This is a genomic window from Clostridium chromiireducens (assembly GCF_002029255.1).
In the GTDB taxonomy this organism is placed as follows: Bacteria; Bacillota; Clostridia; order Clostridiales; family Clostridiaceae; genus Clostridium; species Clostridium chromiireducens.
The window spans coordinates 1-15,392 of sequence record NZ_MZGT01000011.1; the positions used below are offsets into that span (position 1 = coordinate 1).

The window sequence follows — 15,392 nt, forward strand, 5'->3', positions numbered from 1 at the left end:
GATAAGATTACTAAAAGATAAAATGAATAGTTTTGTATTGATATAAATAAAGTTAATAAAATGTTGGAAAGAAAAATAATTCTGACTGGAAAACCAGAGGACATATTCTATAAAGAATATGTCTTTTTTATATACTTAAAAAAACTCAATGAATGGTAATTATAGAAGATTTAAAAACGCTATAAAAAAACTAGAAAGAAAGGATGATTAGTATGAACACTATCTAATTTAATAATTCTAAAAAAAATATAATGAATGGTGGAGGCAAGGTATTATGGAAGTAAATGAAGAAAACAAAGAATCAAAGATTGTATTAGATAACTTGAGTCAAATATATTATGTAAGAGATAAGGAAAGTTCAGAAAAAGAAAAATTTCAAGCTTTAAAGGATTTTTCGTTATCAATTGGTAAAGGAGAATTTATTGCAATTGTTGGTCCGAGTGGATGCGGAAAATCAACACTTCTTGATATAATATCAGGTATAGTAAAAGCAGAATCAGGCAGTATTTCTATTGATGGGAAAGTGGTTAATGGACCAGCGTTAGATAGGGGGTTCGTAATGCAGGGGTATGCATTATTTCCGTGGAGAACAATAAGAAAAAATGTTGAGTTTGGTCTTGAATTAAAGAAAGTTCCCAAAAAGGAAAGAAATAAAATAAGTGATGAATTTATTGAGCTTATAGGACTTAAAGGATTTGAAAACAGGTATCCTCATGAATTATCAGGAGGTATGAAACAAAGAGTTGCCATTGCACGTTCCCTCGCATATGATCCGGAGGTTTTGCTTATGGATGAGCCATTTGCAGCAGTTGATGCTCAGACTAGAGAAACTCTTCAAGATGAACTTATGAGAATCTGGGATAAAACGAATAAAACAATAATATTTGTTACACATAGTATTGAAGAAGCAGTTTTACTTGCAGATAGAGTTGTTGTAATGACTAAAAATCCTGGAACTATCAAAGAAATAGTTAATATAGATTTGCCAAGACCAAGAACAAATTCTGATATGAGGGTTTGTGATGATTACAATTTGATAACTAACAAGATATACGAATATCTTCATAATAAAGTAGAGAAGAAAGAGGCGTATTCTAATAATAAACGAATTATTTCTCCAGAAGTAGCCCCAGCAATGGTATTATAAAGGTCTTATTAAGAAATATGCACAAGAATTTAAAATAGGAAATATCATAATACAGTATCTACTGGTATTGGAATAGGATTTAAGAAAAAATTCCAATATATAAATAATAGTTATTGAACCAAACTTTTCAGCAGTTTTTAATGGAGTAAAGCAGGGGACACATATGATACATGGTATTGGAGTAAGATTTATGACAGATACGTATAATGCTAAAGTTACGAATGAAGTTTTTGACGTGAGTGATGATAAAGCAGTTAAAGTTTAGTTTCACAAAGTAATTAAAGAGGTAGATTTTCATGAAGAATAAATTTTTTATATTAATTATTGTGATAGTATTATTGATATTTACAGGATGCTCAAAATCATATGAAAATGACGATGTGGTAAAAGTGGGGTATGTCGGAAATTTTACTGAAGTGCCTTTATTTGCGGCATATGAAAATGGATATTTTGAGAAAGAAGGAGTAAAAGTAGAGTTAGTAAAAATTAATGATAATGAGGTTGAACAAAAAATAAAGAATGGTAATATTGATGCATTTACATGCGACTATAAATTTTTAAAGTGGAATGAGCCTAATATTAACATGAAAGTAAGTATGGGTATTACAAGCGGTGCTATTGAAATTATAACTTCAAAAGATAGTCATCTTCAAAAAATTAGCGATATAGAAAATAAAAAAATAGGTATTGCAAATCAAGGAGATGGAACTATGGTTGCTGCTATTAATGTTTTAAGTAAAAATAATATAAAAGAAGATAGTATTAAATGGGTTTATTTAAAGGATGAAAATCCAACAACAGCTATTGAAAATGGAGAGGTTGATGCTGCTGTGGTTTGGGATATTAATAAAGAATATAATAATATTAATGTTATATATAAGACTGGACTTATAGATAATGAAAATTCAGCAGGCAATAATCATAGTAGTCATGGTAATAATTATTTTTATATTAATTTTGCTGGAGTAAGAAGTGAGATTTCTGACAAGTATCCAGAAAAGACAGCGGGTATTTTACGAGCATGGATTGAAGGAGCCGCTACTGTTGAGGAAGATAGGGATAAATATTTAAGTAATGCCTTGGAAAAAGGATATATAAAAAATGTAAGTGATGACGATGAAGCTAAAATAAAGTATTTTATGTGGATGCCATCAGTTAAAACAGGTAAAGAAAATTTAAAGGAATATATACATATTCAAAAATCAATGGGAATTATTAGTAGTAATTTAAATGAAGATAATTTTCTTAAGAGTATCTTTGCAGATGTTCTACCATTTTGGGACTAATATACATTGGAAAATAGACATTACAAAAATATATTGACAAGAGATAATGTAGGTAATATACATATAAAAATAAAAACCGAGTATTTTTATATGGATAGTGACAATAAGAATTGAATAATGTTTGAGTATATAAATAATGATATTATGGCATACACACTTATATATCTGACTAGAAAGCTGGAGGATGTATATTTTATTGAAAAGATAGAATATACATCCTCCAGCTTTCGTTTATTAAATTACTGTTTTGTACAATCTGGATTGTTACAAAAGGTTAAAATTATGAAATCCATATTATGACATAATAATAACAAAATTAAGAAAGGTGAAGAAACATGAAAGAAATAAATTTAAATGTTGCTGAGGTGGAAAAACGTGAAACAAGGCTTGGAACTATTATAGCTTGGGATGGTAACGCTGAAGAACTTATAGAACAATCTGACTATAAGGGTAGAGGTTGTGGTAAGAAAAATAGTGGCTGCAGATTATGTGAAATAGAAGGACCATTTGCACAAGGAGCTGGATGTTCTGAGGAAATGGTAGAATGCCAGGCAGGTCAGATTAGAGATGCAGTGTTAATACAGCATTCCCCAATAGGATGTGGAGCTGGACAAGTTGGAAATAATCGATTATTTCGTTTTGGACTTGCAACAAGAAATCTTCCAATAGAAAATGTAAAAATAATTAGTACTAATTTACTTGAAGGGGACATGGTTTTTGGAGCAACAAAAAAGTTAAAGCAGACAGTTGAAGATGCATATAAGAGATATAAACCAAAGACTATTTTTATAGTATCATCGTGTGCGACAGGAATAATTGGAGAAGACATTGAAAGTGTAGCATCTGAATATGAAAAAAAACTTGGGATTCCAGTAGTACCATTGATTTGCGAAGGTTTTAAGTCAAAGCACTGGACTACAGGTTTTGATGCAACACAACATGGTATCTTGAGACAAATAGTAAACAAACATCCTAAAAAACAGGAGGATTTAATTAATATAATAACTCTCTGGGGATCAGATGTATATACTCCAATGTTTAAAGAGCTTGGACTTAGAGTTAATTTTGTAGTTGATTTGGCAAGTGTTGAAGATTTGGAAAGGCTGTCAGAAGCAGCGGGGACTGTAAGTTTCTGTTATACATTATCATCCTATCTTTCAGCTGGTCTGGAACAGCATTTTGGAGTACCAGAAATAAAGGCTCCGCAACCTTATGGATTTAAGGGAACTGATGCATGGCTCAGAGAAATAGGAAGAGTAACCCATAGGGAAGAGTTAGTTGAAAAATATATTGTAAAAGAACATAAGAGAGTTGAGCCTATTATCAAGGAATTAAGGAAGAAACTAAAAGGAGTAAAAGGATTTACTTCAACTGGTTCTGGATATTCTCATGGTCTTATCACAGTACTTAGAGAACTAGGAATATCAGTAGATGGTTCATTAGTATTCCACCATGACCCCGTATATGATAGTGGAAATGTTGAAGCAGATTCATTAAAACACTTAGTTGATAATTATGGAGATGTTAAAAACTTTAGTGTTAGCAACAGACAGCAGTATCAATTTTATAGTTTGCTAAAAAGAGTTAATCCAGATTTTATTTTAATAAAACATGGAGGATTATCACCACTTGCATCAAAATTGGGAATTTCTGCTGCACCTTTAAGCGATGAAAGTTTAACAATAGGCTATCAAGGAATGATATATTTGGGAAACAAGATACTAGATATTTTAGCAAAAAAGAAATTCCATAATATTTTGAAAGAGCATACTGAAATGCAGTATACAGACTGGTGGTTAGAACAATCTGATCCATATGTATTAGCGAAAAATCCTAAACTTTTAGATGAGAAGTTTAATGAATTACTTGAATCAAGAATAGCAGTAGACATTTAGAAGGAGTTAAGAAGAAAGATGAGTAAAAAAGTCAAAGAGATAGTGAGAACAAATTCTATAGAGCAAGTGCGTTACGGATGTGCAATAGGAGCACTTGCATCAGTATCAGCAATTCCACATGCGATGCCAATCACACATTGTGGCCCAGGATGTACATCAAAACAATCTGGTGTATTAATGAGTAATGGCGCTCAAGGTGGCGGATACAGTGCTGGGCCTGTAATCCCATCCGTCAATGCAACAGAAAAAGAAGTTGTGTTTGGTGGAGAAGAAAAGCTAAGAGAATTAATTAAGGGAACTTTACTTATAGTTAAAGCAGACTTATATGTGGTTCTAAATGGATGTATAGGGGAATTGGTAGGTGATGATATAGGCGCAGTTGTAAAAGAATTTCAAGAGTTAGGATTTCCAATTGTGCATGCAGATACAGGTGGATTTAAAGGAAATAATTTAATTGGTCATGAAATAATCACTAAAGCTATTATTGATCAATTTGTAGGCGATTATACTGGAGAAAAAGAAGAGAAACTTATTAATTTATGGTCAGAAGTACCTTATCAGAATACGTTTTGGCGTGGAGATTTAGAAGAAATTAAAAGAATATTAGAAGGTTCGGGTTTTAAGGTTAATGTTTTTTTTGGAACAGAGAGTAAGGGTGTAGAAGAATGGAAAAACATTCCTAAAGCGCAGTTTAATCTTGTACTTTCACCATGGGTTGGTATTGAAACAGCAGAATATCTTGAAAAGAAATATGGACAACCATTTTTGCATATTTCTACTGTACCAATAGGAGCAAAGGAGACATCAGATTTTCTTAGAAAAGTAGCACAATTTTCAGGTAGAAATAAGAGAAAAGTTGAAAACTTCATAAAAAAGGAAGAAAAAAGATATTATTATTATTTAGATACTTTTTCAGAATTTTATGCAGAGTATGGATGGAGTGTAACTTCATTGTATGCTGTAATTAGTGATTCAACATATGGGTTAGCACTTAATAGATTTTTGGCAGACCAGTTAGGTTTAGTTCCAGCTATACAGGTTATTACAGATAATCCACCAGAAAAATATAGAAAACAAATAAATGATGAATTTAAAAATATTTCAGAAGGCATATCTACTAAAGTTGAATATGCCGAAGATGGATATACAATAGACGAAATAATTAGAAATACTGATTTTCAGGGCAGATCACCAATAATCTTCGGTACATCATGGGATAGAGATTTAGCAAAAGAATTAAAAGGATATATTATGGAAATTGCTCTTCCTGTATCTAATGAAATTGTTATTGATCGAAGTTATGTGGGTTATAGAGGTGCATTAACGTTCCTAGAAAGACTTTATACAATAGTCACAGCAACAGATACAAAGGTAATAACATCATAAAAGTTTTTATGATGATATTTCTTATAATTTTAAATTATTTAGAAAGGTGGGACAGGAAGAATGAAACAAAGATATGTAAATATTATTGTTGTGGCTATTTTCTTTTTAATATGGGAATTAGCAGCCAGAACTGAAGTATTAGATACTCAATTTATACCAGCATTTTCAACTGTAGCATTACGAATGTTTAAAATGGCATTGAGTGGCGAATTATTTGTACATATTGCCATAAGTATTGAGAGAATGGCAATTGGATTTATTTTAGCTACAATTGTATCAGTACCAGCTGGATTTATCTTAGGAGGATGGGTTCCTAAGTTGGCAAGATTCTTTAATCCTCTGTTTACAAATTTTTCTCAGATTAATCCATTTACTTTAATTCCATTATTTATAATTTTATTTGGAATTGGAGAAGCGGGTAAGGTAAGCATTATTTTCTGGGTTATATTATGGCCGATGCTTTTTACCACTATGGCAGGGATAAATCAAATTGATCCAATCTTTATTAAGGCTGCAAGGTCGATGGGAGCTAATGGAATACAAATATTTTTAAATGTTATTCTTCCAGGAAGCATAAGCAGAATATTTACAGGTATAAAGACAGCATTAACAGTGGGATTTACTATGCTTATTGGTACCGAAATGGTTGGTTCTGAAGCAGGAATAGGATGGATTGTTTCTAATTCTCAAAAAAATTATGATGTACCAAAATTATATGTAGGAATTTTGACCATAGCAATAGTGGGAGCATTAATATCGGTATTAGCTGATAATTTAAAAAGCTCAATAATTGTTTGGGAAGATGATTTAAAAGAAGAATAGTTTAATTTAAATAAGGAAGGAGGTAAGTAACGTGAAGGAAGAGAACAAAGTAATATCTAAAATAGGAAAATTGATTTTTAGTACTTTATCAACAATAGCATTCTTTATAATTTGGTATTTAGCGACTGCAACTGGAATTTTAGATACTGGAATTATTCCTGAACCATTAAAAGTATTTAATCAATTAGCTACAAATATATTTAAGGGTGATCTGCTCAGTCATACATTACTGACATTTAAAAGAGCAATAATGGGTTTTTTTGTGGCATTAATAGTGGGATTGTTAGTAGGATTTTTCTTAGCTTCTATTTCAAAGAAGTTAAGAAGTTACGTAATTCCAATATTACAATTTTTCGAAAAACTTAATCCGTTTGCACTTTTCCCTTTGTTTATGTTGTTTTTTGGAATAGGAGAATTTAGCAAAGTAATAATAATTTTTTGGGTTGCAGTTTGGCCAATCATTTTTCACACTATAGCTGGAGTAGAAGGTGTAGATAAGCTACTAATAAAGTCAGCAAGAACAATTGGAGCATCATCTAAAACAGAATTTTTTAAAGTAATTTTACCAGCATCACTACCAGATATTATTACTGGCATTAAATTTAGTGCGCAAATAGCTTTTATATTAGTTATTTCAGCAGAAATGCTGAGTTCATCAGCAGGATTAGGATGGTTTATAAGTATTGCAAAAACACAATATAATCTTCCTAACTTATATGGAGGAACATTATTTGTTGCAGCATTAGGGATAGCTATAAATAAAATATTAAACATAGTAGAGAGTAAATTATTTGTATGGAAAGAAAAAACTTTTTAATATATTCAAGGAGGGTAAATTATAATGGCAATAGAAAAAGATAAAAAAGTAAAAAGAATTATTCAAGCAGTAATAGCAGTTTTGGTTATAGGAGGTATTATTATAGGAGCACAATTTGGTAAGACGAAATATTCGTCTCCATCTGAATCCTTGGAAGCTAATAGTAGCACAAAAACTACTGATAGTAATTCTACTAGTAGTGATGATTTATTTCCAATAAAAACAGCAACAAGAAAGGATTGTACATTAGCACCTTTTTTAGTAGCAGATAAAAAGGGATTTTTTAAAGAGGAAGGATTGAAATTGGTATTTACTGGTGAACTAAATAATGATGCAGTAACACCTTCAATTTTATCTGGTGATAATGATGTAGCAGATACACATCCAAATTCATTAGCACTTAAGGTATATGGAGGGTCAAAAATTAAAGCCGTAGGCCGTTCTATAATTGAACCAGGTCCTGATGTTGATCCTAAATTAAGACATATGAGATTCTATGTAAATAAAGATGCGGTAGCATCTGGTGTTAAAACTTGGAGCGATTTAACAAATTATAAAGGCAATGAAAAAATAAAATCAGCTGGGTTTAACAATACTTGTGAAGATTTTATTCCAAACAAAATTTCAGATGCCAAAGGTGTTTCAAGAGGCAAATTTGAATGGATTACATTTGAATCAGATCTTCAAAAAATTCAAGCTTTAAAACTTGGGCAAGTTGATATAATAGGAGTCCATCCACCATTTTTTGATGCAGCTACAGAAGCAGGACTTACTCAAATTTCAGATTCATCAGAAGCAGGACTTGGTGAAGCAACTGGAGTTTATCTATATTACTTTTCAGATAGTTTTATAGAAAAAAATCCAGATAAAGTAGCAGCATTTGTTAGAGCTATGACTAAAGCACAAAAATGGGCAAATGCCAATGTTGAGGAAACAGCAAAACTAACTAGCGAATTTATAGGAACTGAAGTAAAAGGAAATCACTATTATTCTGAAACTACACAAATCAATGAAGATACCATAAAGCCATGGATTGAAGATTTAGAAAACACTGGAGCAATTCCTAAAGGATCTATCAAAGTAGATGATATTATAACACATAAATTTGAGGCACAATAATGAAAAAAGATACAGATGTTCTTTTAAATCTTAAAGATAAATTAATAGAAATATCAGGTTTGATTATTTTGATTATGCTTTGGGAATTTGTAGCTAGAGCTAGAATTATTAATAGTGATATATTTCCAAGCTTTACAGTAACCATAAGGAAAATAGGTTATCTATGGGGAAATGAAGATCTGTATATGCATATAATGTCAACATTGTGGAGATTCACATTTGGACTTTTATTAGCTGCTTTAATAGGAGTAACAGCTGGTACAATTCTTTCAAAATATAATGATATTTATTTAATGTTTGAACCTTTAATCAGAATTTTTGCAAAAGTTAATCCATTTTCTTTGATTCCTGTATTTATTGCATTATTTGGAACAGGTGAAATGATAAGGCTTGCAGCAATTATATGGGTAGGTGTATTCCCAATATTGCTTGGAACACTACAAGGAATAAAACAGATTGACAAAGGTTTAATAAAATATGTTCAATCTATGAATATTTCGTTATTAGATACAATATTCAAAGTATACGTTCAGGCATCTGCACATAGTATTTTTGCTGGGATTAGAGTAAGTGTCCAAATGACATTCTTTATTATAATTGTTGGAGAAATGATGGGAGTTAATTCAGGACTTGGATATCTATTGCATAATGGAGCACATCACTATTTCGATGCACCTAAAGTATATGCAAGTTGTGTAATTATAATAACATTAGGGGTTATAATAAATAGGTTTTTTAAATATATACAAAATGGATTATTTTTTTGGGAAGAACCAGTGTCGCTTTTTAAAAAACATAAAGTATACAAAAAAATAGATAATTTTATTTTTATTATATTATCAATTATCGTAGCAGGAATATTAATACTAGGAGAAGGGCAATTAAAGTGGGCTGCCTATAAAGCAGAACATCCGATTGAATTTTTCAAAGAGTAAATTAGCAATGTTAAAAGAAAGGAGTTGAATTATATTAAATTAAAAAGTGTGAATATAAAAGGTTACGTTACAATAGGAATTTTTCTAGCTATTTGGGAATCTTTTTGTAGACTTAAAATACTAGATCCTATACTTATTCCATCTTTTTCAAAGGTCATAACTGGAATTGCAGAATTGTTTTCGAAACAAAAACTTTTATATCATATAGGCCTTAGTTTTTATCGATCTTCCTTAGGATTTTTACTTGCAATTATTATTGCAGTACCGTTAGGCGTTGCAATTAGTATCTTAGTTAAACAAATCCAGGAATCAGTAGAACTTGTTTTAGATGCCTGTTCACAGATAAATCCATTTATTGTTTATCATTTAATTATAATTATTTTAGGTGTTGGAGAAGTCACACAGATCATAGTCATTACATGGACATGCATATGGCCGATACTTTTTAATTCAATTACCGGAATACTTAATGTAGATGAGTCTTATATTAAGCATGGAGAATCTTTTGCACTTAATAAATGGAATCTTATAACAAAGATATTGTTACCGGGTGCTTTACCTCAGATTATGTATGGTGTTAAGCTGAGTCTTAATTATTCATTATTTATGTTAATAGCTGCAGAAATGATGGGAGGAAGTTCTGGACTTGGATTTTTAATTAGGTCATCCCAGAATATGTATAGAATAGATTGGGTAGTAGGAATAGTTATTGTTATTGCCATAGTAGGATTATTAATGGATTCAGTGGTTATGCGCTTAGAAAATAGAAATCCGCATTTGAAATATATACTTTATGACAAAGAATAAGGAGAGAATCTATCTGATGCCTATGGTTTACAGAATAAGAAATAAAAAAATAAAAAGCAAATGGAGGCAAAAAACATGAGTAATCAAGAAAGAAAATTAAAATTTGAAACATTGCAACTACACGTAGGACAGGAGAATCCAGATCCGACAACCGATTCAAGAGCAGTGCCAATATACCAGACAACATCATATGTATTTAAGAACAGTGCGCATGCGGCAGCAAGATTCGGACTAACTGATGCTGGTAATATTTATGGACGTTTAACAAATTCTACACAAGATGTTTTTGAAAAACGTGTTGCAGCATTAGAAGGTGGGATAGCAGCTCTCGCAGTTGCATCAGGAGCAGCTGCTATAACATATGCGTTGCAAAATATAACTCGTGCAGGAGATCATATAGTAGCAGAAAAAACTATATATGGTGGATCTTATAATTTATTAGCACATACATTCCCGACAAATGGAGTAACAGCAACTTTTGTGGACCCTGATGATTTATCAAATTTTGAAAATGCAATTCAAGAAAATACAAAAGCTATTTTTATTGAATCACTTGGAAATCCTAACTCAAATATATTAGATTTTGAGGCATTAGCAGAGATAGCACATAAACATAAAATTCCGCTAATAGTTGACAATACGTTTGGAACCCCGTTCCTTTTCAGACCAATTGAATATGGAGCAGACATAGTTGTTCATTCGGCTACTAAATTTATAGGTGGACATGGTACATCATTAGGTGGTGTAATTGTTGATTCGGGAAAATTTGACTGGATAGGTTCAGGAAAATTTCCACAATTAACTGAAGCTGATCCAAGTTATCATGGAATTAAATTTGCAGAAGCAGTTGGTGCAGCGGCATATGTAACAAGAATTCGTGCAACTTTATTAAGGGACACTGGGGCGAGCATAAGTCCATTTAATGCATTTATATTATTACAAGGATTAGAAACACTTTCTCTTAGACTTGAACGTCATGTTGAAAATGCTTTAAAAGTAGTACATTTCTTAAAGAATCATCCAAAAGTTGAGAAGGTTAATCATCCATCATTACCAGAAAATCCTGATAATGCTTTATATAATAAATATTTCCCTAAAGGAGCAGGTTCTATATTTACTTTTGAAATTAAAGGTGGAGCAGAAGAAGCACAAGCATTTATTGATAGATTAGGAATTTTCTCTTTACTTGCAAATGTAGCTGATGTTAAGTCACTTGTAATACATCCAGCAAGTACAACACATTCACAATTAAGAGGGGAAGAATTATTAGATCAGGGAATTAAGCCAAATACAATAAGATTATCAATAGGAACAGAACATATTGATGATATAATCTATGATTTATCTCAAGCTTTTGAAGATTAAGATTAATATATACTATATTTAGCACCTCATAAATTGCCTGGATTTCCATTTTAGCATTTATGAGGAATAAATAAAACGAGACTTACTTAAGTAAAAACAAAAACAGCCTTAACTATTGATATAAATAGGTTAAGGCTGTTTTTTTGTAAGAGGATGTATATTGATGGTGTTTAATAAAAATTATGAGATTTTAATCTGATTTTAATCTTTCTTATATTTTAGATTAATTTTTGCGAAGTATTATATAAACAAGGTAAGAGACAATAAAAAAATATGGAGGATGATTAATATGGAAAGAGATGAAATGATTAAGGTTTTAATGGAAAAGACTAAAGTAAGCTATGAAGAAGCAGAGGAAGCATTACAAAATTGTGATTTTGATCTTCTAGATTCTATAATTTACTTAGAAAGAAAAGGAAAAGTTGAAAATGATGCAGCTAATACGATTATAGAAGTGGCTGTAGAAGGCGAAGAAGAAAATAAAAAAGAAAATGAAGAAAATCATAAGAAGAAATGTGGAGGCATTGGAGAAATTATTGGCAGGGTATTTAAATTTATGAAGAAGATAATTATCAAAGGGAATGAAAACTATTTTGAGATGAAAAAGGAAGATAAAAAACCAGTAAGGATTTCACTTACCATATCTGCACTGTTACTGATAATTGGATTTTGGCCTGTTACAATATTATTAGTAGTTGGTTTATTTTTAGGATATAAATACTCAATAACAGGCAATGATATTAATAAAGATAAGGTTAATGATATTTTAAATAAAGCTTCAGAATCAGCGGACAATATAAAAAGTGATTTTAAAGAAGGATATAAAGCTAATTAATTTACAGATGGAGTATTAGAGGTTTTGAAGTTATTCGAAGCCTCTTATTTGTATATAAAAACATCAAGTTAAATGGTATAATTTAGACAATAGATATGGAGGGTTATTCATGGAAGATCATAAGCTTATAGAAAAATTGAAAAATGAAGCTAATATAAGTTATGAAGAAGCAAAAGCTGCACTTGAAAAGTCAAATTGGGACATTCTAGACGCATTTGTTTATTTAGAGGTAATAGGTAAAGTTCAAAGACCTTCTGATAGCATATTTTATACTAATGAATATAAAGAAAATTATATTCAAAGCATGATGACTAATAATAAAAATCAAGAGAATAATTATAATAATGCAAAAAGGGATAATACCTTTGAAGGGATTTTTGTAAAAGTATGCAAAATAATAGATATATGTAATAACATTTTCTTTGAAATAAAGAAAGAAAATAAAGTATTTCTTAGGATTCCAGTTACAGTGATTATACTTTTATTAATATTCTCCTTTGGTATTGTTATTCCTTTATATATAGTAGGACTTTTCTTTGATTTTGAATTTTCACTATCAGGAAAAATGAGAGAGGTAGATAAGATTAATCATGTACTTAAGTTAATATCAGAAAATGTAAAAAAGGTAAAAGGTAAATTAAAAAGGGGATTCAAAAATGGTTAAAATTTTAATTGTTGAGGATGATGAGAAGCTTGCAAGATTTGTAGAGTTAGAGTTGTTACATGAAGGATATGAAATCTTAAAAGCGGATAATGGAAGATTAGGTCTTGAAATAGCTGAGAAGGGTGAAGTAGATTTAGTACTTCTTGATATAATGATTCCGCAAATAAATGGATTAGAAGTATTACGTAGAATTAGGAAAACTTCAGATTTGCCTATCATAATGCTTACTGCAAGGGATGCCGTTATGGATAAGGTATCTGGACTTGATGCAGGAGCGGATGATTATATAACAAAGCCTTTTGCAATAGAAGAGTTATTAGCAAGAATAAGAACAGCCCTTAAAAAGATGACTGTTATTGAAAGAAAAAATACAGACATAATAAGCTGCGGATTATTGTCTTTAGATAAGATGAGACATAAGGTAATGTATGATAATACAGAAATAGAATTAACAAACAGAGAATTTACTTTATTAAAAACTTTATTGGAAAATAAGAATATAGTATTAACTAGAGATATACTAATGGAAAAAGTATGTGGCTATGATTATATTGGAGAAACTAATGTAATAGATGTTTATATAAGATTTTTAAGGACCAAAATAGACGATGCATTTAAAACAAAAATAATATCCACGGTACGAGGGGTAGGATACGTTATAAAAGATGAGTAAAGTTAACAAATCAAAAAATGTTACATCTATTGCAATAAAATTAAATTCTATTTTTGTAAGAAAATTATTTTCAAAATTTCTTTGGATTGATATACTTACAATATTTTTTCTTATTTTATACTGGTGTGTTGATGGGGAAATCAATTTTTACGGAGAATTTGTACTAAATGCCAAAAGAGCATTAAATTTCTTACCTATAGAAAATGCAACTTATATAGTAGTTTGGGGTAATGGTCAAACTATGGTTAAAGAGGCAGGTAGTTTTTTATATTTAGTTCAAAGAGTGTCTATAGCTATAGCTGTTATACAGGTCTTATCTGTACTAAAAGAAATTATTTTTGGAACAATGAGAATTAGAAGGACACTAAAACCTCTTGATGAAATAGCTCAAACTGCAAGCAGACTTAGCAATATGACTTTTGATGAGGAGAAATTTCAAAATCTTGAGGATGCAATCTCTAAAATTAGTCCTGTAATATCAGATGAAAAAATTTATACTGGAGATAGTGAACTTCATGGATTAGAAGAGGCAATAAATAATCTTTTAGAAAGAATGAGAGATTCTTATAAACAACAAGCAAGGTTTGTTTCTGATGCATCCCATGAACTTAGAACTCCAATTTCTGTAATCCAAGGTTATGCTAATATGCTGGATCGTTGGGGAAAAAATGATGAGAGTGTATTAAATGAGTCTATTGAAGCCATTAAAAGTGAATCTGAAAATATGAAAAATCTAGTAGAACAGCTGTTATTTTTAGCTCGAGGGATTAACGGTAAAACACAGATTAACTCTAAAGAGTTTTTACTAAATGATATGATGAAGGAAGTCCTTGAAGAGTCGAAGATGATAGATGAAAAACATATATATAGATACCATAGTTCAGAACAAATAATTGTTCATGGCGATATTGGTTTACTTAAGCAGGCAGCTAGAATATTGATTGAAAATGCAGCTAAGTATACTGAAGAAAATGAAGTTATAATGTTTAAAACAGGAATAAATGAAAAAGGGGAACCTTTTTTTTCAATTCAGGATAATGGCATAGGAATGGATGAAAAGGACATACCACATATATTTGAGCGATTCTTTAGAGCAGATACAGCAAGAGTTAGAAAGAATGGTGGTACTGGGCTAGGACTTTCCATAGCTAAATGGATTATTGATGGACATAAAGGGTATTTCTCTGTATTAAGTAGAAAAGGCATTGGTACTAGGATAACAATATTTTTACCTAGAAGCTAAACAAATCAAACCGAGTTATATTCATTATTGATGAAAATATTAGTGGTTATTATCATTAATTTAAAGAAAAGGTGCTACTCTTTGCGGGAAGGGCACTTTTTTCTTTGCTCTTAAAGTCTACCTATATATATTGTAGTTTTATAGGAAAGTCTAATCAAGAAGGGGAGTTGTATATCTCAAAAACTATTCCATATACAGTGGGAATTTTGGTAATAGAATTTAATGGGGGCCGTGATGAAGAAACACCTTTTGGTGAAGGTGAACGAATAATTAGTAAATTTGACGTGCTTGATTGATGTAACGTTCACTTATTTGAATTTATAATTTATAATAGTATATGAAGTCATTTTATGGCTTTAAATATTAGGTTAAAGTATCTGAAAAATATCACTTTATTT

At 30.6% G+C, this 15,392-nt stretch carries 14 protein-coding genes; all 14 read left to right on the plus strand.

Going from position 1 to position 15,392, the window contains the following annotated elements:
• Positions 1-274: 274 nt before the first annotated feature.
• The 14 genes from CLCHR_RS05135 to CLCHR_RS05200 all read left to right on the plus strand — a co-directional run bounded on the left by CLCHR_RS05135 (position 275) and on the right by CLCHR_RS05200 (position 14,994).
• Entirely contained in the window at positions 275-1,147 is an 873-nt protein-coding gene (locus CLCHR_RS05135) for an ABC transporter ATP-binding protein (RefSeq protein ID WP_079438613.1), read from the plus strand.
• A gap of 296 nt (positions 1,148-1,443) precedes the next feature.
• Positions 1,444-2,433: an ABC transporter substrate-binding protein gene (locus CLCHR_RS05140; protein WP_079438614.1), complete on the plus strand. Its 990-nt coding sequence runs from the start codon at positions 1,444-1,446 to the stop codon at positions 2,431-2,433.
• Positions 2,434-2,768: 335 nt separating this feature from the next.
• Positions 2,769-4,328, plus strand: a complete 1,560-nt coding sequence (locus CLCHR_RS05145; protein ID WP_079438615.1) for a nitrogenase component 1 — start codon at positions 2,769-2,771, stop codon at positions 4,326-4,328.
• Positions 4,329-4,346: 18 nt separating this feature from the next.
• Positions 4,347-5,714 carry a nitrogenase component 1 gene (locus CLCHR_RS05150; protein ID WP_079438616.1) on the plus strand — a complete coding sequence of 456 codons (1,368 nt, stop codon included), beginning with the start codon at positions 4,347-4,349 and terminating at the stop codon, positions 5,712-5,714.
• Positions 5,715-5,774: 60 nt separating this feature from the next.
• A complete protein-coding gene (locus CLCHR_RS05155) occupies positions 5,775-6,536 on the plus strand; it encodes an ABC transporter permease (RefSeq protein WP_079438617.1) in 762 nt (253 codons plus the stop codon).
• A 31-nt stretch (positions 6,537-6,567) separates the two neighbouring features.
• Entirely contained in the window at positions 6,568-7,353 is a 786-nt protein-coding gene (locus CLCHR_RS05160) for an ABC transporter permease (RefSeq protein ID WP_079438618.1), read from the plus strand.
• A gap of 24 nt (positions 7,354-7,377) precedes the next feature.
• Complete coding sequence (locus CLCHR_RS05165; RefSeq protein WP_079438625.1) at positions 7,378-8,472, plus strand: ABC transporter substrate-binding protein; 1,095 nt, start codon at positions 7,378-7,380, stop codon at positions 8,470-8,472.
• Positions 8,472-9,407, plus strand: coding sequence for an ABC transporter permease (locus CLCHR_RS05170; protein WP_079438627.1), 936 nt, complete (start codon positions 8,472-8,474; stop codon positions 9,405-9,407). Before CLCHR_RS05165 ends, CLCHR_RS05170 begins: the two co-directional genes overlap by 1 nt.
• 48 nt (positions 9,408-9,455) lie before the next feature.
• Positions 9,456-10,214 carry an ABC transporter permease gene (locus CLCHR_RS05175; protein WP_242965990.1) on the plus strand — a complete coding sequence of 253 codons (759 nt, stop codon included), beginning with the start codon at positions 9,456-9,458 and terminating at the stop codon, positions 10,212-10,214.
• Between the two features lie 75 nt (positions 10,215-10,289).
• Positions 10,290-11,579 (plus strand): O-acetylhomoserine aminocarboxypropyltransferase/cysteine synthase family protein, encoded by a 1,290-nt coding sequence (locus CLCHR_RS05180; protein ID WP_079438629.1) that lies wholly within the window; start codon positions 10,290-10,292, stop codon positions 11,577-11,579.
• 289 nt (positions 11,580-11,868) lie between these two features.
• On the plus strand, positions 11,869-12,414 hold the full coding sequence (locus CLCHR_RS05185; RefSeq protein WP_079438631.1) for a UBA domain-containing protein: 546 nt from the start codon (positions 11,869-11,871) through the stop codon (positions 12,412-12,414).
• A 109-nt stretch (positions 12,415-12,523) separates the two neighbouring features.
• On the plus strand, positions 12,524-13,078 hold the full coding sequence (locus CLCHR_RS05190) for a UBA domain-containing protein (protein WP_079438633.1): 555 nt from the start codon (positions 12,524-12,526) through the stop codon (positions 13,076-13,078).
• Positions 13,071-13,751: a response regulator transcription factor gene (locus CLCHR_RS05195; RefSeq protein ID WP_079438634.1), complete on the plus strand. Its 681-nt coding sequence runs from the start codon at positions 13,071-13,073 to the stop codon at positions 13,749-13,751. Before CLCHR_RS05190 ends, CLCHR_RS05195 begins: the two co-directional genes overlap by 8 nt.
• Positions 13,744-14,994, plus strand: coding sequence for a sensor histidine kinase (locus CLCHR_RS05200; RefSeq protein ID WP_079438636.1), 1,251 nt, complete (start codon positions 13,744-13,746; stop codon positions 14,992-14,994). Before CLCHR_RS05195 ends, CLCHR_RS05200 begins: the two co-directional genes overlap by 8 nt.
• The last annotated feature ends 398 nt before the right edge of the window (positions 14,995-15,392 follow it).